The 23,391-nt window shown below is 45.7% G+C and carries 22 protein-coding genes and 1 other annotated feature; of the genes, 7 read left to right on the forward strand and 15 right to left on the reverse strand.

What is annotated here, in order from left to right:
- Positions 1 to 269: 269 nt before the first annotated feature.
- Entirely contained in the window at positions 270 to 1,517 is a 1,248-nt protein-coding gene (gene tyrS, locus KNQ13_RS01890) for a tyrosine--tRNA ligase (RefSeq protein ID WP_014971020.1), read from the reverse strand.
- A 48-nt stretch (positions 1,518 to 1,565) separates the two neighbouring features.
- Positions 1,566 to 1,769, reverse strand: a binding site (T-box leader).
- Positions 1,770 to 1,919: 150 nt separating this feature from the next.
- Here tyrS and KNQ13_RS01895 point away from each other — a divergent pair.
- Positions 1,920 to 4,520 (forward strand): transglycosylase domain-containing protein, encoded by a 2,601-nt coding sequence (locus tag KNQ13_RS01895; protein WP_209548472.1) that lies wholly within the window; start codon positions 1,920 to 1,922, stop codon positions 4,518 to 4,520.
- 142 nt (positions 4,521 to 4,662) lie between these two features.
- Here the strand turns inward: KNQ13_RS01895 and acsA are convergent, their stop codons facing one another.
- The gene (acsA, locus tag KNQ13_RS01900) at positions 4,663 to 6,366 is read right to left on the reverse strand and encodes an acetate--CoA ligase (RefSeq protein ID WP_209548473.1); all 1,704 of its coding nucleotides are present in this window, start codon (positions 6,364 to 6,366) and stop codon (positions 4,663 to 4,665) included.
- A 146-nt stretch (positions 6,367 to 6,512) separates the two neighbouring features.
- Between acsA and KNQ13_RS01905 the strand changes: the two genes are divergently transcribed.
- The 4 genes from KNQ13_RS01905 to KNQ13_RS01920 all read left to right on the forward strand — a co-directional run bounded on the left by KNQ13_RS01905 (position 6,513) and on the right by KNQ13_RS01920 (position 9,849).
- Positions 6,513 to 7,145 (forward strand): GNAT family N-acetyltransferase, encoded by a 633-nt coding sequence (locus tag KNQ13_RS01905; protein ID WP_209548474.1) that lies wholly within the window; start codon positions 6,513 to 6,515, stop codon positions 7,143 to 7,145.
- An 11-nt stretch (positions 7,146 to 7,156) separates the two neighbouring features.
- Complete coding sequence (locus KNQ13_RS01910) at positions 7,157 to 7,789, forward strand: acetoin utilization AcuB family protein (RefSeq protein WP_209548475.1); 633 nt, start codon at positions 7,157 to 7,159, stop codon at positions 7,787 to 7,789.
- The gene (locus tag KNQ13_RS01915; RefSeq protein ID WP_209548476.1) at positions 7,786 to 8,976 is read left to right on the forward strand and encodes an acetoin utilization protein AcuC; all 1,191 of its coding nucleotides are present in this window, start codon (positions 7,786 to 7,788) and stop codon (positions 8,974 to 8,976) included. The genes KNQ13_RS01910 and KNQ13_RS01915 overlap by 4 nt, the downstream gene beginning before the upstream one ends.
- Before the next feature lie 114 nt (positions 8,977 to 9,090).
- On the forward strand, positions 9,091 to 9,849 hold the full coding sequence (locus KNQ13_RS01920) for a FixH family protein (protein ID WP_209548477.1): 759 nt from the start codon (positions 9,091 to 9,093) through the stop codon (positions 9,847 to 9,849).
- Between the two features lie 63 nt (positions 9,850 to 9,912).
- Here KNQ13_RS01920 and ccpA read toward each other — a convergent pair whose 3' ends face one another.
- The 4 genes from ccpA to KNQ13_RS01940 form a co-directional block, all read right to left on the reverse strand.
- Positions 9,913 to 10,926 carry a catabolite control protein A gene (ccpA, locus tag KNQ13_RS01925; RefSeq protein ID WP_083412270.1) on the reverse strand — a complete coding sequence of 338 codons (1,014 nt, stop codon included), beginning with the start codon at positions 10,924 to 10,926 and terminating at the stop codon, positions 9,913 to 9,915.
- A 163-nt stretch (positions 10,927 to 11,089) separates the two neighbouring features.
- Positions 11,090 to 12,175, reverse strand: a complete 1,086-nt coding sequence (locus KNQ13_RS01930; protein WP_071499705.1) for a bifunctional 3-deoxy-7-phosphoheptulonate synthase/chorismate mutase — start codon at positions 12,173 to 12,175, stop codon at positions 11,090 to 11,092.
- Positions 12,176 to 12,300: 125 nt separating this feature from the next.
- A complete protein-coding gene (locus KNQ13_RS01935; protein WP_209548478.1) occupies positions 12,301 to 12,867 on the reverse strand; it encodes a YtxH domain-containing protein in 567 nt (188 codons plus the stop codon).
- Positions 12,864 to 13,436, reverse strand: a complete 573-nt coding sequence (locus KNQ13_RS01940; RefSeq protein ID WP_209548479.1) for a DUF948 domain-containing protein — start codon at positions 13,434 to 13,436, stop codon at positions 12,864 to 12,866. Before KNQ13_RS01940 ends, KNQ13_RS01935 begins: the two co-directional genes overlap by 4 nt.
- A gap of 140 nt (positions 13,437 to 13,576) precedes the next feature.
- Here KNQ13_RS01940 and KNQ13_RS01945 point away from each other — a divergent pair, with 140 nt between their 5' ends.
- Positions 13,577 to 14,689 (forward strand): aminopeptidase, encoded by a 1,113-nt coding sequence (locus KNQ13_RS01945; protein ID WP_071499702.1) that lies wholly within the window; start codon positions 13,577 to 13,579, stop codon positions 14,687 to 14,689.
- A 51-nt stretch (positions 14,690 to 14,740) separates the two neighbouring features.
- Here KNQ13_RS01945 and KNQ13_RS01950 read toward each other — a convergent pair whose 3' ends face one another.
- The 7 genes from KNQ13_RS01950 to KNQ13_RS01980 all read right to left on the reverse strand — a co-directional run bounded on the left by KNQ13_RS01950 (position 14,741) and on the right by KNQ13_RS01980 (position 20,128).
- The gene (locus KNQ13_RS01950; RefSeq protein WP_209548480.1) at positions 14,741 to 15,181 is read right to left on the reverse strand and encodes a Dps family protein; all 441 of its coding nucleotides are present in this window, start codon (positions 15,179 to 15,181) and stop codon (positions 14,741 to 14,743) included.
- 130 nt (positions 15,182 to 15,311) lie between these two features.
- Entirely contained in the window at positions 15,312 to 15,827 is a 516-nt protein-coding gene (locus KNQ13_RS01955) for a DUF5698 domain-containing protein (protein ID WP_071499701.1), read from the reverse strand.
- Between the two features lie 173 nt (positions 15,828 to 16,000).
- Positions 16,001 to 17,296, reverse strand: a complete 1,296-nt coding sequence (murC, locus tag KNQ13_RS01960; RefSeq protein WP_071499700.1) for a UDP-N-acetylmuramate--L-alanine ligase — start codon at positions 17,294 to 17,296, stop codon at positions 16,001 to 16,003.
- Positions 17,297 to 17,374: 78 nt separating this feature from the next.
- Positions 17,375 to 18,268 carry a hypothetical protein gene (locus KNQ13_RS01965; RefSeq protein WP_214773181.1) on the reverse strand — a complete coding sequence of 298 codons (894 nt, stop codon included), beginning with the start codon at positions 18,266 to 18,268 and terminating at the stop codon, positions 17,375 to 17,377.
- 37 nt (positions 18,269 to 18,305) lie between these two features.
- Positions 18,306 to 18,914: a YtpR family tRNA-binding protein gene (gene ytpR / locus KNQ13_RS01970; protein WP_209547979.1), complete on the reverse strand. Its 609-nt coding sequence runs from the start codon at positions 18,912 to 18,914 to the stop codon at positions 18,306 to 18,308.
- A gap of 53 nt (positions 18,915 to 18,967) precedes the next feature.
- Positions 18,968 to 19,765, reverse strand: coding sequence for a DUF1444 domain-containing protein (locus KNQ13_RS01975; protein ID WP_209547980.1), 798 nt, complete (start codon positions 19,763 to 19,765; stop codon positions 18,968 to 18,970).
- 54 nt (positions 19,766 to 19,819) lie between these two features.
- Positions 19,820 to 20,128 (reverse strand): thioredoxin family protein, encoded by a 309-nt coding sequence (locus tag KNQ13_RS01980; RefSeq protein ID WP_209547981.1) that lies wholly within the window; start codon positions 20,126 to 20,128, stop codon positions 19,820 to 19,822.
- Between the two features lie 126 nt (positions 20,129 to 20,254).
- Between KNQ13_RS01980 and KNQ13_RS01985 the strand changes: the two genes are divergently transcribed.
- The gene (locus tag KNQ13_RS01985; protein WP_209547982.1) at positions 20,255 to 20,545 is read left to right on the forward strand and encodes a hypothetical protein; all 291 of its coding nucleotides are present in this window, start codon (positions 20,255 to 20,257) and stop codon (positions 20,543 to 20,545) included.
- A gap of 565 nt (positions 20,546 to 21,110) precedes the next feature.
- Here KNQ13_RS01985 and KNQ13_RS01990 read toward each other — a convergent pair.
- A complete protein-coding gene (locus KNQ13_RS01990) occupies positions 21,111 to 22,124 on the reverse strand; it encodes a PTS sugar transporter subunit IIC (RefSeq protein WP_209547983.1) in 1,014 nt (337 codons plus the stop codon).
- A gap of 145 nt (positions 22,125 to 22,269) precedes the next feature.
- Positions 22,270 to 23,340, reverse strand: a complete 1,071-nt coding sequence (locus KNQ13_RS01995) for a M42 family metallopeptidase (protein WP_209547984.1) — start codon at positions 23,338 to 23,340, stop codon at positions 22,270 to 22,272.
- Between the last annotated feature and the right edge of the window lie 51 nt (positions 23,341 to 23,391).

Raw genomic sequence — 23,391 nt, forward strand, 5'->3', positions numbered from 1 at the left:
TGTGTATTTTTTCATCAAGCAAAAATTTAGATGTGGCCATAGAAAAAGCTCCCTTCAAAAGTAGACAGTTTTGTTATTTCAACTGTCTATTTTTGTGGGAGCATATCACTTTTCACGGGATCATCGGCCTTTTCTATACAAATTCTTATGGTTTACGAAAGAAAAGGGAGTTGGATTTTCGGATCAAACACCGGAAATCCAACTCCTTTCATTCATTTTAATCGAGAGACGCCCTCAATTTTGAGTCAGCGTTGTTTTTGTGGTTATGTTCAAGCATGTTCCAAGACAAAGTATTTCTTTTTCCCACGCCGGATGATCGTGAAGTCACCAATCGCATCTTGTTTCGTGATCTCTTTCGTCAGTTCTTGTTCGCGATCTCCGTTGATGTAAATGGCACCATTCGTCACATCTTCGCGCGCTTGACGTTTTGACGGGCTGATCTTCGCCTCGACCAGGACATCGACAAGGTTCGTGTGCTCACCAAGCGTAAAACGTGGCATTCCTTTAAAGGCGTCCGCAATGTCTTCTGCTTTCAACGCTTTGATTTCTCCGCTAAAGAGTGCTTTCGTGATACGTTCTGCTTGCTCCAAGGCCTCCGTTCCATGAACGAGGACGGTCATCTCTTCTGCTAGTCGACGCTGCGCTACCCGTTTTTCTGGTGCGGTTTCTACTTCTTGTTGGAGTGCAATGATTTCTTCATGCGTCAAGAACGTAAAGTATTTCAAGAACTTGATGACATCTAAATCATCGACGTTAAACCAAAACTGGTAGAATTCGTATGGTGTCGTTTTTTCCGCATCGAGCCAGACTGCACCGCCTGCCGTTTTTCCGAACTTTTGTCCATCTGATTTCGTGACAAGAGGGACCGTCATCCCGAATGCTTTTTGATCATGTCCGACACGACGAATCAATTCCATTCCCGCCGTGATATTCCCCCACTGATCGCTTCCTCCAACCTGGAGGCGGCAGCCTTCATTTTCGTATAACTTCAAAAAATCGAATGATTGTAACAACATGTACGAAAACTCTGTGAACGAAATCCCATTTTGGAGGCGGGAATCCACGGAATCCTTGGCTAACATGTAGCTGATCGGGAAATGTTTTCCGATATCGCGCAAGAAATCGATGATCGTCAAATCCTTTGTCCAATCTAAGTTATTGGCAATCGTCACCGGGTTTTCACCTGCAAGCGGTAAGAAACGGGATAATTGTCCTTTGATTCGGTTTGCAAATTCTTCGACGATATCCGATGTATTCAATGAACGTTCTGTTGAACGACCACTTGGATCACCAATCATACCTGTTGCGCCGCCGACTAGTCCAATTACGTGATGCCCCGCTTCTTGGAACCGTTTGAGGACAAGAATCGGCAATAAGTGTCCGATGTGTAACGAATCCGCTGTCGGATCAAATCCTGTATACAGCGTCGTCGGGTTTGCGAGTAATTCTTTTATCCCTGTTTCGTCTGTCATTTGACTAATTAAACCACGAAACTCTAAGTCTTCCAGTAACGTCATCTGTCTTCCCCCTAAAATAATCTAAAAAAAACCGTCCCCTCGAATAAACGAAGGGACGGAAGATTCCGTGGTACCACCCTAATTGCATGAAATTCATGCCACTTAGATTGCCGATAACGGGGCACATCCGCTTGATTTCTCAAGAAGCTCCTGGAAGCGTAATTCATGAAAGCGCTATGTCCTAGTTCGCAGCACCACTAGGTCTCTGATACAGGGAGCGATTCATTACTCAATTCCATTCACAGCTTATTTTTTATATAATCACATTAAGATGTTTCAATGATACGTCGAAGCAGAATCCACTGTCAAGCCACTTTCTGATACTTCAGATATGGTATAATACGCCTATCTGTGATTTAATGTTAATTTACACCCAAGTTTAAGATGTAAAGGAGATCATTTATGCGCGAGAACTGGTTCAAGTTTTGGAATCATCCCCGGACGAAAGCCGTTCGGCACTGGTCGAATATCACATACGACGTATCTTGGAATATCATTTTATTCCTCATTATAGGTGTCTTACTGGTCGGAAGTTTTTCTGTCGGAGCAGCTGGAGGCTACTTTGCGTCACTCGTCAAAGATACAAAAGCACCTCAATTGACAGAAATGAAGCAACAAGTGAATAGTTATGCCATTACGAGTCAGATTTATTGGGGAAGTGGCGAAAAGTTGACGAACATCTCGACAGATGAAGAACGTCAGCCTGTCGATATCAAAGAAATTTCACCCTATCTGCTCGATGCCGTTTTATCAACGGAAGATGTTGATTTTTACGAACATGATGGTGTTGTGCCAAAAGCAACATTACGTGCCGTTTTGCAAGAACTCACGAACTCCGCTTCACGAACAGGCGGTAGTACGCTCACGCAGCAGTTGATTAAAAACCAAATCTTAACGAACGAAGTGTCATTCGAACGAAAAGCAAAAGAAATCATCTTGGCGTTACGTCTGGAAAATGCGATGACAAAAGATGAAATCCTGCAGGCGTATCTGAACGTCGTTTCGTTCGGTCGAAACTCACTTGGTCGCAATATCGCCGGAATCGAAGCAGCCTCACGTGGTGTCTTCAATAAACCAGCGAAAAAATTAACGTTGCCACAAGCTGCTTTCTTAGCGGGTATCCCGAAAAACCCGTACTACTACACACCGTACCTTCAAGGTGGTGTCATCAAAAAAGACCTGACACCAAGTACCAACCGCATGAAAACGGTTTTAAAGCGGATGTATGTCGCCCAAAACATTACGAAAGCACAGTACGAAAAAGCTATCAAATACGATATCACAAAAGACTTCGCCAAAACATCAACACGGTCACGTGAGACGTATCCGTACGTCTATGATTTGGCTGAAAAAGAAGCCTTAAGAATCATGACCAGTTATTTCATGAAGAAAGACGGTGTTAAAGAAGATGAAGTCAAACCGTCTGAACTCGCTGAAGTCAAAGCGAATTATCAAGATCAAGCACTTGTCGCGATCCGCCAAGGTGGTTATAAAATTCACTTGACGCTTGATAAAAAAATCCACGAAGCGATGCAGACGCCTGCTAAAAATGCAGCCAATTTCCCAAGTACACTACAGTATAAACAAGTCGTTGATCCAAAAACGAAAAAAACGGTGAACAAAAAAGATCCGGAAGAAACAGCTGCCGTCTTGATTCAAAATGAGACCGGTCGCATTCTAGGTTTTGTTGGTGGACGTTATACAGATGGAGCTGCGGATGACTTCAACCGTGCTTTCCAAGCGAAACGTCAAATCGGATCAACCGCTAAACCGATTCTCGTCTATTCAAACGGAATCGAAAACGGATTGATTACACCAGCTTCGACGATTAATGATGAAGAATATTATTACCAGACCGTTCCTCGTCAACCGGGAGATAACCCGATCAATAATGAAGGCGGACGTTACCGTGGAAACGTTACGATTCGAGAAGCACTCGAACTTTCGCTGAACGTCCCTGCCGTTAAGACGTACGAAAAAATGAACATGGCAAACTCGATACAAAAGTTAGTCGACATGGGGATCGAAATTCCCGATAACATCCGTTACGCGCCTTCTGCCGCGCTCGGGACGATGGAAATCACACCGGTTGAGCTTGCAGGTGCTTATGCGACATTCGCGAACTACGGTGAATATGTCAAACCGTATATCATCTCCAAAATTACGAAGGATGGCAAAAATATTTATAAAGCGAAATCAAAGAAAAAACGGATTTATGAAGATCGGACTGCCTATTTAACATTAGATATGATGCGCGGCGTCTTTGATAAAGGAACGGCTCAGTATGCGAATTCCTTACTCAAGGTGCCAGGAGATTGGGCTGGTAAAACAGGGACGACGAACGAAATCAAGGATTCCTACCTTGTTGGTTCAACACCTGGTGTTACACTCGCTGTCTGGACGGGACATGACCAAAACAACTCATTGTTTGGTGCGACGACCTATTATCAACGAACACAAAATGTTTGGGCTCAAATGGCCAACCTGACGTATAATGCGAACAGCAGTTACTTTAAGTCAGGTGCTCGCTTCAATCAGCCAGCATCCGTCAGTGCCAATGACTTTAAAAACACAGGTCGTTTCAAAGAGGAAGACAAAAAGAAAAAAGAAGCTGAGGCGAAGAAAAAAGCCGCCGAAGAAAAGAAAAAACAAGCAGATGCGGAAGCGAAGAAAAAAGCGGATGCTGCGAAAGCAGACGTTGCCAAACAACAAGCGGATGACGCAAAAGCAAAAGCCGATGCGGACGCCAAACGTAAAGCAGACGACGCAAAAGCGAAAGCCGATGCGGACGCCAAACGTAAAGCGGACGACGCAAAAGCGAAAGCCGATGCGGATGCCAAACGTAAAGCAGACGACGCAAAAGCGAAAGCCGATGCGGACGCCAAACGTAAAGCAGACGACGCAAAAGCCGACGCTGCGGCTAAAAAAGCAGCAGAGGCAAAAGCGAAGGCTGAAGCAGAGGCAAAAAAGAAAGCCAATGAGGACAAGAAAAACACTGAGTAACGCACGCCTTCTTTTTAACCATCGCCCCTTCAGTGGGCGATGGTTTTTTGTCGCTTTTAGTCAACCGCCAAAGACCACCTGCATCCAAATTCATTTTGGATGCAGGTGGTCTTTAATGGTTTACTGTTCGATCAAGTTGTTATCAATCTTCCATCGTCGAAAGGTCACCCGCTTCAAGATTCAATTCCCATGCCTTTAAGACACGACGCATGATTTTTCCGCTTCGTGTTTTCGGCAATTTATCCCGGAAATCGATTTCCCGAGGTGCTGCATGTGCTGCCAGCCCCTCTTTGACGAACTTTTGAATTTCTTGTTTTAATTCTTCCGTCGGTTCATAACCATCCCGTAATGAAATAAAGGCTTTGATGATTTCGCCACGTACCGGATCCGGTTTCCCGATGACACCAGCCTCCGCGACAGCAGGGTGCTCGACGAGTCGGCTTTCGACTTCGAACGGTCCGACACGTTCTCCAGCAGTCATGATGACATCATCCACACGTCCTTGGAACCAAAAGTACCCTTCGTCGTCCATATAAGCAGAATCCCCAGAGACATACCAGCCTTTGAAGAAATACGAATCATATTTTTGCGGATTGTTCCAGATTTGACGCATCATCGATGGCCATGGTGTTTTCAGTGCTAAATTCCCCATACGGAACGGAGGGAGTTCGTTTCCTTGATCATCGACTATCGCGGCTTGCGTACCCGGAATCGGTTTCCCCATCGATCCCGGTTTAATATCCATCGACTTATAATTGCAGATCATCATCGCACCGGTCTCAGTCATCCACCATGTGTCATGAATCCGTTGGTCAAACGCTTCTTTTCCCCAACGGATGACTTCTGGATTAAGTGGTTCCCCGACCGAGAGGACATGGCGCAGACTGGATAAATCATGTGTATTCGCAATTTCAGCTCCAGCTCCCATCAGCATTCGGAATGCCGTTGGTGCACTGTACCAGACCGTCACCTTATATTTTTCGATGATACTATACCAAAAGTCGGGATTAAAGCGTCCCCCGACGACCACATTCGTCGCGCCATTTAAAAATGGGGCAAAGATACCGTAACTCGTGCCGGTCACCCATCCTGGATCTGCGGTACACCAGTAGACATCCTCTTCCTGTAAATCAAGGACCCAACGCCCTGTCATCATATGCTGAATCATCGCATTTTGAACATGTAAGACCCCTTTTGGTTTTCCGGTAGAACCTGATGTGTAGTGCAAGATCAAACCATCCTCGCGGTCCAGCCAGACTGGCTCAAACGACTCCGAAGCTTGTTCAAACGCACTCCGGAAGTCAGAAATTTTCTCATTTGTTTCAATCTCTTCATCGACTAAGAATATCTGTTCGAGGGATGTCAACTCATCGACCGGAACACGTGGCAACAAGGCTTTGGTCGTAATCAACATCTTCGCTTCTGAATCAAGCAGCCGATCCCGAACGGCTTGCTCCATGAAAGCTTCAAACAACGGACCCACGATGGCTCCAACTTTCAGGGCACCGAGCAGAGCAAAGTACAGTTCTGGTGAACGTGGCATGAAGATGAAAATTCGATCTCCTGCTTGGATTCCTGCCTCTGTCAGGACGTTTGCCGCCTTATTCGTCAATCGTTTCATGTCCGCATACGTAAAGCTTTGTTCGGTCGTACCGTCAAAGTAGACCAATGCTTTTTTATTGGCGCGTTCACCTTCAGCATGACGATCGATTGCTTCATAGGCCATATTGACTTTCCCCGTCGTCGCCCATGAAAAATAGTGTTCTGCTTCTTTCCAATCATATGAATCTGATCCATCATATTCGGATAACCAATGCTTTCCCGGAAGCGCTTTCAAAACTTTCATGTCTCGTTCCTCCCCTTCGCTGTTCTCTTCTACATTATAAGCTAGTTATCGTGTAGTTCAATCCATTTGCCGTCAATTTGTTAAAAAATCCCTCTCTTTCTCGACCTGCTTTCGACTATAATATACAAGAAGGTGGTGACGCTTACATGTTTGAAAAACAATTCAATCATCGTACTCATGAAACATCGCTTGGTCCAGTTGAAATCGAGGGACCCGTCCCAAGCCAGGTCCTCGCTACGTACACGCTTGATCCAGGATTGACAGCCTTCCGACAACCACTCGAACAACATCAGGCACTTGTTGAAATCGCGGATCTTGAAGAAGGACGGATCATCGTCGCAAGACAAGGGACCGACATCATCGGTTACGTGACGTTTCTGTACCCCGATCCGTATGAGACATGGAGTGAAGGAAATAACCCGTATATTTTAGAATTAGGTGCCATTGAAGTAGCTGCCTGTTTTCGCGGACAACAGATTGGGAAAAAACTACTCGAAGTGTCGATGCTTGATCCCGCAATGGAACATTACTTAATTTTGACGACTGAATATTATTGGCATTGGGATTTAAAAGGAAGCGGCTTATCCGTTTGGGACTATCGCAAAATCATGGAAAAAATGATGAATCATGGTGGTCTTGTCTTTTTTCCGACGGATGATCCAGAAATCGCCTCGCATCCTGCCAATTGTTTAATGGCACGCATCGGAAAACATGTCGCATCCGAAGTCGTCGCGCATTTTGATGCGTTACGACTCCGCCGTCGCTTCATGTACGATTAAGGAGGGTTCGCATGTTAATCGAACAAATCATGAAGACACACTGCATCACGATTCAACCAACAAATTCGATTGCTCATGCTGCTGATCTGATGCGCCGTCATCAGATCCGTCATCTCCCGGTGACGAATGCCCGACATGAACTGCTCGGGCTCATCGGACTCACGGAGATACAAAGCGCAAGTAGTGTCTTTCATCCCGATACCTTTTTAGCGGATCAACAAAATTCCGTTTCCAGCATCATGCAACGGACACCGATGACTGCCCATCCATTAGATTTCATCGAGGATGCCGCTGTCTTGTTTCATGAACACCGCCTATCTTGTCTTCCAATCGTCCGCGGTCGTCGGCTAGTCGGATTGATTACGGAAACGGACTTGTTACGGACATTCGTCCAGCTGACCGGTGCACTCGAACCGAGTTCCCAAATCGAAATCCGGGTCGAAAACACGGCCGGGACTTTAGCAAAAATTGCCGGTTTACTTGCCAAAACGAATGTCAATATCTTAAATGTCTTAGTATATCCGACCGATGATCCGTACGTTCGTATCGTTGCCTTTCGTGTCCAGACGATGAATCCTATCCGCGTCATCGAAAAATTACGAAAGGAAGGATTTGATGTGCTCGGTCCTGATGTCAGTCGATGAAGGACTTTGCCTATGTGTACAGTCAAGAAGAAGCACACTATCGTTTTTCAGACACCCACCCTTTCAACCCCATCCGGTTGGAGTTGACGGTCTCTCTGCTTGAAGCAATGGGCGTGCTTGATACGGTAGACTGTCGTGCTCCTCGACCGGCAACAGACGAGGAATTATTGCTGATTCATGATCCGGACTACATACAAGCGGTGAAACTCGCAGGACACGGCGAACTTTCTCCGATGAAAGCACAGATGTATGGTCTTGGGACGGAAGATACCCCGCTATTTGACAAGATGCATGAAAGTGCGGCGTTGCTTGTTGGCGGAACGATTGAAGCGTGTGATCTTGTTTTATCCGGTCAGTATCGCCGGACTTTTCATATCGGCGGTGGTTTGCATCACGGTTTCCGTGGACGTGCTTCCGGATTTTGTATTTATAACGACACGGCCGTCGCAATGGCGGCGATGATCCAGAAATACGATTGCCGGATTTTATATGTCGATACCGATGCGCATCATGGCGATGGCGTGCAGTGGGCTTTTTATAATCGATCTGATGTCATGACCGTTTCACTTCATGAAACGGGACGGTATTTGTTCCCTGGAACCGGTATGGTGACAGAGCGTGGAGCTGAGGAAGGCTATGGTTGGAGTTGGAACGTGCCGTTTGATGCCTTCACGGAAGATGCTTCTTTTTTGCACGCTTACCGGACCGTTTTGTTCGAAGCATGCGAACTTTTTAAACCCGATCTCATCATCACGCAAAACGGTGCAGATGCACATGCTCTCGACCCACTGACACATCTGTCCTTAACGATGGAGAGTTATGAACAGATTCCACAAATTGCCGTCGAAGCCGCCAATCGCTATACAGATGGACGGATTGTCGCCCTAGGTGGCGGTGGGTATGATTGGTACCGGGTTGTCCCCCGTGCCTGGAGCCAAGTCTTTGCTGCTTTGACCACTCGTCCGCCTTTTAAAGGCGATCTTCCCGCTTCGTGGGTCACACGCTGGCAGACCGAAAGTCCGGACGTACCGAAAACCTGGCGGGATCGCTTTCCGCTCTATCCGACGATTCCAAGGCGTCCTGAAATCGAGGAGAAAAACTGGGAAACGGTCAAACGGCTGCTTTGGCCGTTTGTAAACGACACAAAAAAAGAACACTTGTCGGCTCACTCCCCCTACTCCAAATAAGGAAAAACGTCTTGTTCTTTTCACAATTAGTTCGTTAGGACTTCACACGTTCTTGGTATACTGAATAAGGTCTCATTACTTTACTTAGTAAACGAACAATTGGGGGAACAAAAGATGAAGAAAACAACGATTGGTTTAACGGGGGTATTTTTAGCAAGTGGTTTGTTACTCGTCGGATGCGGCAATGATAAACACGCGATGGATCATGAAACGATGCAAGGGTCTGGAAAACCAGCTGTTGACGTCAAGGTCGATGTTCCGGCAAAAACAATGGAGAGTCAAAAAGTCGTCTTCCAAGCGACCGCACTTGAGAACAAAAAAGCAGTAACCGTCGAAGACGTGACGTTTGAAGTCTGGAAAGCAGATGAAAAAGAAGCTGCACATAAAAAAATCAAGGCAACTTTAAAGAAAACCGGTACCTATCAAGCGGAAGCGAAGCTTGCGGAAGGTGAATATGAAGGACTTTATCATATCAATGATAAAAAAGGACTCCATCACATGGACAAGATTTCTTTTGTCGTCATGAATCACTCGCATGAAAAAAAAACAGCAAAGCCGGCACATGAGCATGAACACGCGGCTGCAGAGGGCTTAACCGTTCACTACATGGGTGCAAAAAAGACGATGGTCGGAGCAAAACTTCCGATTGCCTTTCATGTCTTTCTCGATGGCAAACCCCTCCAGGCCGATGTTCAAATCGAAGTCATTGAACCGAGTGTCGAGAAGCACACGTACATTCCTTTGACGAAACAAGCGGATCAATACGTGGGTGAGGTATCCCTTACTCATCCTGGTACTGCAACAGTTCGTCTGCATGTCGAAAATGACCAATTGCATCATCATCAGGATCAACTCGTTACCGTTAAGAAATAATCATACAAAATCCCCTTTGCTTTTCCGTTAACATCTTGGAAAAGCAAAGGGGATTTGTTGTTTTCACGAAGAACGGGTCGAATCTCGTTGTTCAATCCGATGCGGTAACGTCACATCGTTTGTTTCGATTTCTTCTTTGTTGAGGATTTTAGTCAACAAACGCATCGAAACTGCACCGATATCATACATCGGCTGGACGACCGTCGTCAGCTTCGGACGAATCATCGTCGCAAGACGGGTATTATCGTGACCGATGACTTCGAAATCTTCAGGCACTTGATAACCGGCATCTTGGAGCGCATGAATGACACCCAATGCCATCTCATCTGTTCCAGCAAAGATCGCACGTGGGCAATCTTCTCCGAGTTCCAGCAACTGGTTCATGGCTTTCATTCCCGAATCATATGTGTAGTTTCCGAGGACTACGTTCTGTTCGTCAAACGGTAAGTTCGCTTCTTCCAAGGCATTACGGTAACCTGCAAATTTCTTTTCTCCGTTAATTTGCTGTTCGAGCGGTCCTGTGATGAAACCGATCTGTTTATGTCCATGATCAATCAACGACTTCACGGCATCATGTGCAGCACTTTCATAATCGATGTTGACGGCAGGAAGGTCATAATCTTGATTTAACGTCGCAGCTAACACAATCGGAACAGGGGATGTCTTGAATTCCCGGACAAGGTCTTCGTGTAAACGACCACCCATGAAGATGATCCCGTCGACCTGCTTCCCGAGTAACGTATTTAACAAATGGATTTCTTTTTCCGGATTTTGATCCGAATTACATAAGATGATATTGTATTTGTACATCGTCGCGACATCTTCAATCCCTCGCGCTAAATCTGCAAAAAAGATATTCGAGATATCCGGTACAATCACACCAACCGTCGTTGTTTTTTTACTTGCGAGTCCTCGTGCAACGGCATTCGGACGGTATCCGAGCTGATCAATCGCATCCTGGACTTTCTTCCGCGTCGACGGTTTGACGTTCGGATTACCATTCACCACACGTGAGACGGTTGCCATCGACACGGCTGCTTCCCGTGCGACATCATAAATCGTTATATTACTGTTCAAAACAAATTCCTCCTTATTTTAGGCGATCATTTCGATTTCGTTTTCATTTTTATTTTCATTTTTAGGCAACACGAAAGGAAGACAGGAAAAGATATGTTTCTTTTCCCGTTCTTCCCTCATTGTAAAACGTTTTCATTCGCTATAGGTTACCCTTTTTAGAAAATCATTGAACGTTTAGTGCCGGAAAAGTGGAAGTCAGATTCTCGATGAACGAATCAAACTCATTAAAATCTAATTGTTGGTTCGCATCCGAGAGAGCGAGCGCAGGGAACGGATGGACTTCTACCATGACGGCATCTGCACCGATTGCGTAAGCCGCTTTCGCTGTCGGCAGGAGCAGGTCTTTGCGACCCGTCGAATGCGTCACATCGACCATGACAGGCAAATGCGTTTCTTGCTTCAAGATTGGGACAGCTGAGATATCCAATGTGTTTCGTGTCGCACGCTCATACGTCCGAATACCGCGTTCACATAAGATGACCTGCTCATTCCCGCTTGCCATGATGTACTCTGCTGCGTACATGAATTCTTCGAGCGTCGCTGACAAACCACGTTTCAATAGAACCGGTTTGTCCGTTCGGCCGACTTCTTTCAAAAGATCGAAGTTTTGCATATTGCGGGCACCGACTTGAATGATGTCCACGTATGGTAAAGCCGACTCAACTGCACTCGGCGTCATGATTTCTGTGATGACATGAAGACCATGGGCATCAGCGGCCTTTTTCAACATCTTCAATCCTTCTAAACCAAGACCCTGGAAATCATATGGTGATGTCCGTGGTTTGTAAGCTCCACCACGCATGAAGCGTACACCATGCTTCGCGAGTTGCTCGGCCACTTCAAAGACCTGTTCCTCACTTTCAACGGCACAGGGACCAGCAATTAACTGTTGCGAGCCGTCACCGATGACGTCATCTCCGATCCGGATGATGGTATTCGTCGGCTTTTGTTTACGCGACACAAGCAACTTGCGTGTCCGGTCTTCTCCTTGCAGTTCCAAAGAGGCCTTGAAAATTTCTTTAAATACGTGCTGTAGGCGTCCTGTTTCAAATGGACCATTGTTGCTCGCTGCAATCGATTCAAGCATCTGGCGTTCACGAACCGGATCATATCGATCGATTCCTTGCGCTCGTTTTACTTTACCGATTTCAACCGCTATCTCTCCCCGTTTGTTAATTAATCCAAGTAATTCTGCATTTACCAGGTCGAGTTCATCACGTAAGCGTTTTAATTCTGCATGTTGATCCATTCTTCTACCACTCCCTAATCAGCGTATAGCTCGTAATAGCAACTAATTATAGCGAACTCTTGTGAAATTGTATATAAATAAAGCGTACTCACTATTTAAAGTCAGTGAGTACGCTTAAGGATTACTTATTTTTTAGGTTGTTTTTCATGACTTAACTTTGACTGGGGATCATTGTCCTCGTCTTCTGTATCTTCTTCGTTTTCTTCCAATGCAAGATCCTCACGTAATTCAGAGAGTCCAGCCACTGTTTCGGTATCAAGTTGTTCGGCAACCGATGCTCCGTCGACTTCATCTCCGATTTCACGTTCAATGTCCCGGACAAGTTGTTCTGCTTCAGCGAGTGCTGCGTCAATGCTCGATTGATCTTTTTCAAAACCAGCATACTGTGCCGCTTCTTGAACGGTTGGATTTTTCTTTGCTTTTTCGATGACAGGAGCTGCTTTATCTTTTGCTAATTGAATCCATTCGCCTACGAGCGGTTCTGCTTTTTCACGAACGACTTGTGTTTGTTCGTTCAGACGTTGACGTGCTGGCGCTGTGCGCTCGTCGAGCATGCCGCGCATTTCACGACCTGATTTCGGACTCGACAGCAACGCTGCCGCTGCCCCAAGTAATCCCCCTACGATAATCCCGGCGAGGAACCCGCCACCTTTTGAAGTATCTTGTGCTTGGTATGGGTGTTGTTTTGTCATTGCGTACGATCTCCCTTCAACTCATCTGGAATACTTTCAACATCCGGCACAGAAACGACTTCTGGTGTCACCGGTGTTTCTGATTTTTTACGGAAACGGCGACGTGTTTTCTTTTCGACTGTCGTTGTTGCAGTCGTCGAAGAAGAGACATCTTGACCCGGTTCTGGTTTGTTTTTCTTGAAGAGTTCAACAGCAACTGAACCCCAGCGGACTGCTTGCGCAATCTGCTCTTTATTCGTATCGGCAGCACCTGCGACTGTATCCGAAACAGTTCGAACCGAATCCGTCACTTTATTGAGTGATGTGCCTAACTCTTCAATCGAGTTGGCTACTGGTGCAAGCAATTCCGTTTTTTCTTCAATCGTATCGACGAGACGATTCGTTTTATGTAACAACGCTGTCGTCTCCATCATGATGCCGTCTAATTGACGTTCTAATCCTGCCGTCGTATCGGCTACGTTATTGAGTGTCTTGCTTGCTGCGCTTAAGACGCGGGCAAGGAAGATGACAAGTACTACGAAAGCAATCGCAGCTACTAATCCGGCGATTCCGCCTAATGTGATTTCCATGATTCGTGCCTCCATTTTCTTTTGCTAGTGTCTTGTTGATAGTTCGACGTTGACGCAATCGTTCCTGCTACTCCAAATGGTTTATTTCCGTTACAATGATAAATGAAACCTACATACATCATTTGAGGAGGAACTTTTTTATGCGTGATCCACGTCTTACCCAACTTGCAACGAATTTAATAAATTATTCGGTTGCGCTTGCTCCTGGTGAAAAAGTATTAATCGAAAATTTTGGAATCGAACGTGAACTCGTCGAAGCCTTGGTCGATGCGGCCTATGAAGCAGGTGGTCTTCCGTTCGTTTTATTGAAAGACAACCGCATTTTACGAAAACTCTATCGCAATGCTTCGGAAGATCAACTTCAATTGATGGCGGATGTCGAACGAAAACAAATGCAGGCGATGGACGCCTATATCGGTTTACGTGCAGGCGACAACATCAATGAACTGTCTGATGTCCCGTCTGACAAAATGAAACTGTACGGACAGACGTTAGGTAAGATGCATACAGAAGACCGTGTGAAAGGCACCAAATGGGTTGTCTTACGCTTCCCGACGACTTCCATGGCACAACTTGCGAATCAATCGACGGAAGCCTTCGAAGATTTTTATTTCGACGTTTGTACATTGGATTATGCCAAAATGGGCGAGGCGATGACACCGCTTGTTGATTTGATGAATCGGACAGACCGCGTCCGTCTTGTTGGTCCTGGAACAGATTTAGCATTTTCAATCAAGGACATTCCCGCCATTAAATGTGCCGGCAATGCCAATATCCCGGACGGTGAAGTCTTCACTGCCCCAGTCAAGGATTCCATCAATGGGACGATTTCATACAACACACCATCACCGTATCAAGGATTCACGTTCGAAAATGTCACATTGACATTCAAAGACGGAAAAATCATTGAAGCGACTGCAAATGATACGGCACGCATTAATCAAGTGTTCGACACAGATGCAGGAGCCCGGTTCGTCGGTGAGTTTGCGATTGGTGTCAACCCGTTCATCCAACATCCGATGAAGGATATCTTGTTCGATGAGAAGATTGACGGCAGCTTCCACTTCACACCGGGTCAAGCCTATGCAGAAGCCTATAACGGGAATGATTCTTCTGTCCATTGGGACTTGGTTAACATCCAACGCCCTGATTACGGTGGCGGTGAAATCTGGTTTGACGATGTATTGATTCGTAAAGATGGTCGGTTCGTGCTTCCGGAACTCGATGTCTTGAATCCTGAAAACTTGAAATAAGTCAAAAACGGATGGCACATTCCTTATAGGATGCAGCCATCCGTTTTTTCATTATTTTTTTAACGTCGCCCGCAACATCCAAATCTGTTTTTCGATTTCTTTAGCTTGCGCTAACAAATCGTCTTCGACCGTTACATCCTGCGATTCAAGATGTTCGATGGCATCTAGCATCTCTTTCCGGACTTGTTGGAAATCACTGATGACCGATTCGACCATTTCATCCGCTGATAAACCTGATTTCGCCTCTTCAAGCGTCGTTTGTTCCAAATATTCTTTTAGTGTCGCAGAAGGCATTCCGTTGTTCATTAACAGACGTTCTGCTACGACGTCATACTGTTCAGAGACCCATGTATACAATTCTTCGAGTTTTACATGTAACGTCAAAAATTCAGGACCTTTGATGTACCAGTGATAGTTATGGAGTTTTACGAACAGGACACCATAGTTCGCCACCTGTTGGTTTAAAGCAGTTTTAGCATGATTACTAATCATCGTAGATTTCTCCTCTCAATAAAAACTGTGTTTTGTTCTATATCATCTTTATCCTTAAATAACAAAACTTAAACATGATTTCATGAGAGAATCTTCCGATGTCCGATTTAGTGGAACCGACCTTTCAGACTCACTGTGGACGCTTCAATCCTTTGAGCATGTATCCACCTTTAAAATCAACCGAGTCAAATGCTACCAGAAAAGCCTTTGGTTCATATTCTTCGACCAGGTTGCGTAAGATCTTCATTCGTGTCCGAGCAGCTAGCACATCCAAGCGATAACGAATCCCGTCCCGCCCTTGTCCTTGATAATGGGTAACACCAAATCCATTGTCACGGATGACTTGAATCAACTCCGCCGGGAAATCCTGTGTATGAACTTGAATCATATTGTATCCGATGGCAAGTTTTCGTTCGATAAATCCTCCAATCAAGATACCGAAGCCAAAGCCGAGTGCATAAACGATCATCCCAAGCGTCGTCAAGTCCCGGAAGACGACCCCCAGTGCAAAGATGTAAATCAACGTCTCAACTGTTCCTAACGCACCTGCAATGACAGTTCTTCCTTTGACGAGCATGATGGTCCGCAATGTCAAGACGGGCACGTAAATCAGTTGTAATAATAAAATGAGCAAAATCTGTCCCATGACCTCTTTCCTTTCTAAATAACATACACCCACTATTCCAAAAATCAATTCAAGATGCAATGAAAAGTTAACGATTTTCCGAGTCAATAATTCCTCCTTTTTTACTGGTTCACGAAACCGACAAAAAAAGACACCGACAAATTTCCGTCAGTGTCCGATTTGCATATTTATATTCACTTCGTACCTTCATACTGCTTTTGATACGTTTGAATGTCCCCTGCTCCCATGAAGAGCAATACGGCATTTTCATGTTTACTTAACAGTGATACGTTGTCCCGTGTCAGAATATCCGATCCCGGTACTTTTTCTTGCAGATCCTCTACACGAACTTGCCCTTCTTGCTCACGTGCTGATCCAAAGATTTCACACAGATACGTCGCATCTGCTTCACGTAACGATGTCGCAAAATCATCCATGAATGATTTCAAGCGAGTGTACGTGTGCGGTTGGAAAATTGCCACGACTTCACGATCGGGATATTTTTTCCGTGCCGATTCAATCGTTGCACTGATCTCTTTTGGATGGTGCGCATAATCATCAACTAGAATCTGTGAACCAAAACTTGATTCACTGAAACGACGTTTAACGCCACCAAACGAAGACAGACGTGCTGCAACATCTTCTTTGCTTAATCCTTCGTACTGGCAGATTGCAATGACAGACAATGCATTTAAGACATGATGCTGTCCAAAACCAGGAATCAAGAACGTGCCGTAGAAATCATCGCGGAGATAAACGTCAAACGATGTCCCGTCCGGTGTTGATGTTGCGTTTTCCGCTCGGAAATCATTGTTTTCGCCAAAACCATAATACAAGACAGGAACATTCGCCTGGATGTTCTGAAGATGTTCGTCGTCTCCACACGCTACGATCGCTTGTTTGACTTGCATCGCCATCTCTTGGAAGGCTGATACGACGTCGTCGATGCCTGTAAAGTAGTCCGAGTGATCAAAATCGATGTTCGTCATGATCGCATAATCCGGTTTGTAGTATAAGAAATGTCGTTTGTATTCACACGCTTCAAAGACAAACGCCTTTGCGTCTTCAACACCGGCACCAGTTCCGTCACCAATCAAGAATGCCGTCGGCGTGATGCCACTCAAAACGTGTGACAATAAACCAGTCGTCGATGTCTTACCGTGCGAACCTGTAATCGCAACCGATCGGTATTCATTTGCCAAATACCCTAAAAAGTCATAATAGTGATAGATCGTTAAATCCAGTTCCTTTGCCCGAGCAATTTCTGGATGATCATCACCAAAGGCATTCCCTTGGATGATGACTTGATTTTCTTTAATATTGTCCGCACTAAACGGGAAAAACGGAATTCCTTTTGCCCGTAAGGCATCTTCCGTAAAAATATGCTTTTCAATATCAGAACCTTGCACTTGATGATTCATTTCATGTAGCACTTGGGCAAGCGCACTCATCCCAGTCCCTTTAATCCCTACAAAATGATAGTTTGTCATATATGAGCCCTCCAATTCACGTTCCGGTCCGTACCATCGGGCTTGGGTACAAAACCTGTACCATTATAGCAAACCGATTTATTTTTTACCATGTAAATTATTTTGTTCCCGTCGTGCACGATACATTGCCATTAAATCTTTTGTTGTCATCACAACGTTTACAGGTGGTCCGATTGGCTTTTTGATCGACACCTGATCCGCTTGCGGAGTTACCGTTTCTTCGATTGTTGTCACGGAGATATTTGCCGCATTTTCATCCGTCACTTGGAATGCCGTTTCTGATTCACGGACTTCGTTTTCTTCTGTCGCTACGACATGTAAGATTTCCGGCTGCATTTCTTCCGCACGATCTTCCGGCACTTGTTCGATGATTGGTTCAGGAACAAGTAGATCAGAATCAGTCGTCGGGACTAGACCCGCATCTGCTTCAGTCGAATCTGTCTGTTCCATCGTCTCGATCTCTGATGTTTCATTCGTCTCATCCGTTGCTTCTTCCAACCGGACTTCGTTTTCTTCTGTCGCTACGACATGTAAGATTTCCGGCTGCGTTTCTTCCGCACGATCTTCCGGCACTTGTTCGATGATTGGTTCAGGAACAAGTAGATCAGAATCAGTCGTCGGGACTAGACCCGCATCTGCTTCAGTCGAATCAGTCTGTTCCATCGTCTCGATCTCTGATGTTTCATTCGTCTCATCCGTAGCATCTGCAAGCGACTCTTTCGTTTTTTCCTCTTTAAGCTCACTTGAAACCTCAACTTCTGATTCGTCTGAAATTCCCTCTTCATGGATCGACCGTTGCTTTTTAGGTCGCTGGAATCCGTAAATAGGCGATGGAACATCCGTCAACACGAAGCGATCTTCCCGTTCTTCTTTTTTCGGACGCTCAACAGGCTTCGTTTCTTTTTCGCCTGCTAATTCTCGTCGGATTCGTGCTGCCTGTTCCTTTAACGACTGCTCATAACGATTGCTCATTCCTTCACCCCTCCATCTTGTTAAAAAATCGGTCGAATTATCGACCGATTAAAAATGCCTCTCCTGTTTGCGCTGATTCATCCAACACAAGAATCCCTTTGACTTGTGGCGCATCTGCCAGACCGAGTTCACGTGCAGAACAAAGCATGCCGCTTGAGGCTACTCCGCGCAGTGCGGACGGACGAATGATCAAACCAGAAGGCATGACTGCTCCCGGCTTCGCCACGACCACTTTTTGTCCGGCTTCGACATTCGGTGCCCCACAAACGATTTGCAACGTATTTCCGTCCACATCAACTTGACAGACCGATAATTTATCAGCGTCCGGATGTTTTTCAGCAGAAGCAACGAATCCAACGACGAACTTCGGTGAATAGTCGATGTCATCCGCAACGAATGTAATGCCTTCTTCTGCTAAGATCCCTTGGATCGTTTGAACGAGTTCCGGTGTCAGATCAACCGCCCCAACACTGCTCAGGTCAAACTTTTCCGATGCCTCAAAAATATTGTAACCAATGACGTCTGTGCCATGGAAAATCGTCGCGACACGTCCTTTTCGTTCAGCTGTGATTTCAGCACGCGGAGCGTCTGCTAAGATGACCATTAAAACGTCACCGACACCTTCTTTATTATAAAAAACATTCATTCAATCCATGACTCCCTTCAAACTTTCTCACAATGCCTATTGTAGCAGATTATTTAACTTTTCGGCTGCTTGTTTTTTGCAAGGACAAAGACCGGTTCGAGATTTCCGTCGTCGTAGATAAACGGAAGTGCCGTGACGGGAACTCGGCCATTCGTAAAGAAATCAAACATCAATTGTTGCAAGACATCATATCCGGCATCGTTTCGAATGTCGGCGAAGATTAAGACGTCTTGATGCGGGATGCCGACCGCAAATTCACCTGCCATTTTTTCAGCATAGTCGCTTAACAATTGTTTATTTAAGACACGACTTGCCTCGTATCCGTCACCCGTACTTAAAAAGTAAAAGATGTTCCCAGCTACTTCATCGGTTTTAAAGGGGGCATCCAGTGTCTTCAAGTTAAAGCGTGCCGCTTCTGACAAATGTTCTGCCGTCCACCCCGCTTGTGCTAACAATTCTTCATCAATCAACCGATATGTTGCACCCAGATCGAGCGCATACATGATCTTTGTTTCACCCGTATGAGGTGTACTGATGATTTTCTTTCCGTCTTTTGTCTTATCGGCAAATGATTTCGCACGGATGACCGGGAAAACCTGCTGTTCATGCCCCGTTAACGAAACGGGTTCTGTCTGTTCCAGGACGGCTTTGATGTATTCAATCGTTTCTTCGACCGCAATCACACCACGTCGTTTCGCTTTTGCGACCAATGGGTTCAGACCTAAATCAACACCTGTCCGGTCCTGCTTCCGTTCGATGCGCAACACCGATTTTTCACGATCAAAATACGTGGTATAGCGTGATGTTTCAAATGCTTCCGTCACCATCCGACGAATTTGTTGTAGTTCCATGGCTCTTTTTCATCCTTTCCTATTAAAAAAAGCGAGACAGCGCTCGCTTTGATGTCAGACTGTTTCTAAAAATGCCGTGACTTGCTCCGGTGTTTTTCGTTCTTTCCCGACATAACGACCTGTTTCTGCATTATCGCGGTAAGCCACGAAACTCGGAATACCGAAGATGTCCATTTCCTGGGCAATTTCAATGTGCTCGTCACGATCGACGTAATAAAAATCAAATTCATTGAACGTGCTTTCCATCTCCGGCATGAACGGATCTAAAAACCGGCAATCCGGACACCAATTGGCGGAGAATAAAAAGACTGCATTTCCTTGTTTCGCTTCATCAAACTGTTGTTTGGATTCTAACTTCTTCATCCCTATCGACTCCTTTAGTACAAGCTGTTTTCATTGGCTTCATCATAGCATATTCGAATGTTTCTGTGCGTTTTCGCGCTCTGTTTGCTATACTGCAACTAGAAAATGTCTCGAAAGGAAATGACTATGACTGACCAACCTATCAAACATCCCTTCGAACGATTCGTCGGTTTTGTCGGCATGACGAGTTGCCTTCGGTACGGTTATTCGTTCATTGATTCCGAACGGAGTTTACCGCAGATTCTGATGTTACTCGTCGTCGGTTTTGCGCTCATCATGTTGCTCGAACTATTCACCAAGCGACTTGCCCGAAAATTACCAATCGTTCGGATGCGTTATTTGCTTCCGCTTTATGTTTTGTATTTGTATGTCTTCTTTATTAGCTTCTACTCCAGTTCATTTGGTTTTTCGCTGTGAAAACAGGAATCGTTCTTCTTTACAGATTTTACGAACGTGAAAGCTCATATCGGGCGTAGCCCGTCTTTAGACATGGGATGAAAGTGAGTTCGGATGTGAAACACATCCGACATTTGGGTATAAGTGACCTATAGACAAGTACAAGTCTCTAAAACGCTAGTGTCCATCGTCCTTTGATCATCGTATACGGTTCGGTTAAGAAACCATGTGACCGGTAAAACGATGTCTGTCGTCATGCAAAAGACGCTAAAACATAAGGTGGACACACCTGCAACGTCCTGTGGATGGTAACAGTCAACCAGCCTGAGAACCTATACGGTCTGTCTCAGGAGGGGTGATGGCACACCCTCATCTGAAGGCTTGAGCAAAACACTGTGCTCGCACAAGCACTTCAGAATCCCACTCACACCAAAGGTGTGAGTTTGCAGCTTGAGCCGCGGGAGTGTCAAGCTCGCTCTGTAAGAGTCGCGTCAAGCAAATGGTTTCATTTAGATAAAAACAGGGAGTGGATTTGAAATCCACTCCCTGTTTTATGTAAAGACTAACGGTTGTATCAGCCTATCTTTTAGTATTCAATCTTCAAATCACCATCTTTAATTCGTCCGATGCGCCGTAAGCCACGATAAATCAAATAACTCAACAAGGCAGGAGCGATAAAACATAGGACGATCACCGCTACATAATATTCCGCTTCAAAACCCATTGTCTTCAATAACATCAATGGACCGACAAGCCCACTCGTCCCCATACCCGAACCTTCTGGATTACTTTCTAGCGTCAACAAAACTGTCGCAAATGGGGCTAATATAGCTCCCGCAAGCGTCGGTGGTACAATCGTCCAGGGATTCCGGATGATATTCCCGACCTGCAGCATTGATGTTCCTACGCTCTGTGCGATGAATCCGCCAATCCCATTATCACGGTAACTGATGACACCAAAACCAATCATCTGAGCGGCACATCCAATCGTCGCCGCTCCTGCCGCCAGCCCGTCAAGTCCTAACATGATGCCGAGTGCGGCACTTGAGATTGGGGCCGTCAACGCCAGACCCATGACGGTCGCAACGAAAATCCCCATAATCAAAGGTTCCCGTTCCGTTCCCCAACGGATGACTTCTCCTAAATCCGTCATCAACGTTCCGATCCAAGCCCCGACGTACTTTCCGCTCACAAAGCCAATCAATAAGGTCACGAACGGTGTCAAAATGATATCGAGCCGCGTCGTTTTTGAAATCAATTTACCGATTTCAGTGGCGATGACTGCCGCTACATAACTGCCGGCCGGACCTCCAGCTTCATAACCAAATGCACCAACGGCAACCGCCGAAAACAGGACGAGTGGTGGCGCTTCTAACGCAAACGCCACCGCTACGCCGATCGCCGGTCCTGTCAACGCAATGGCTTGTTCTCCGACAGTGACTAAAAACGATGCATCGACTCCATTTGTCATCAGCCCTTCACCGATCGTCTTTAAAATTAATCCCATGATTAATGAACTGAAGAGTCCTAACGCCATATAACTCAGAACCGTGATGAAGTATATTTTCGGGCTGAGCAAGATATTTTTCTGTTTTAACAAAATGCCACTTCCTTCTGCTTAAAATCAAATTCATTATAACAAACACTCCAGAAAAAGAGCATACAATTGTTCATCACCTGACAAGACAATTTGAAATCAATAAAAAAAACCGAAGAGGAACTTGAACATCCTCTTCAGTCTAATTTCACTTCACTTGTAAAGTAGCTAGTGTCGTTGCATCAAGTTGTGTCACGAGTTTTTTGAGTAACTCTTTTGCTGCATCGTAATCATCCGTATGCATGATCGACGCATGCGTGTGGATGTAGCGTGCCGGCAGACCTACGACGGTCGTTGGAATCCCGTTGTTCGAGCGGTGGATGACTCCGCCGTCTGTTCCGCCTGCCCCAACATAGTATTGATACGAAATGTTGTTTGATTCCGCTGTATCTAAGACGTACTCCGTCATCTCTTTTGATAAGATCATGACACTGTCCTTAATCCGCAACAACGGACCTTGTCCCAGCTGTCCAAATTCTGTTTTATCCCCCGACGCATCATTTGCCGGCGACGCGTCGACGACGAATGCGACGTCAGGATCAATCAGGTTCGTTGCCGTTTGGGCGCCGCGTAATCCAACTTCTTCTTGGACCGTTGCGCCTGAGAATAAGACATTCGGATGGTCCGATGCTGTCGTTTCCTCTAATAACTCGATTGCCATTCCCACGCCATAACGGTTGTCCCATGCTTTGGCCATGATTTTTTTCGGGTTCGCCATCGGAGTGAACGGGAAAAACGGAACCGCCGGAATACCCGGACGAATGCCAAACGACTCGGCTTCTTCTTTTGAATCTGCACCGACATCGATGAACATGTCTTTGATCGCCATCGGCTTATTCCGAACCTCATCCGTCAACAGATGGGGCGGAGTTGATGCGATGACTCCGGGAATGATTCCCTTATCCCCGCAAATCGAGAACCGTTGTGCAAGCAAGACTTGACTCCACCATCCACCAAGCGGTTGAATGCGGAGCATCCCGTTTTTGGTGATTTGTGTCACCATGAAGGCTACTTCATCCATGTGTCCTGCGACCATGACTCTTGGGCCATCTGCTTGCCCTGTCCGTTTTCCAAAAATCGATCCGAGACCATCCGTAATGATTTCATCGGTCACCGGTGCAATCCGTTCTTTGACGAACTGTCTGACATCATGTTCAAATCCGGGTGCACCATTCAATTCCGTTAACGTTCGAAATAACTCTCTTGTTTTTTCATTCATATGTATCGCCTCCTGTTCATTCATTATACAAAATTTTGCTTCAATCACTTA

Source organism: Exiguobacterium sp. s128 (assembly GCF_018618815.1).
Taxonomy (GTDB): Bacteria; Bacillota; Bacilli; order Exiguobacteriales; family Exiguobacteriaceae; genus Exiguobacterium_A; species Exiguobacterium_A antarcticum.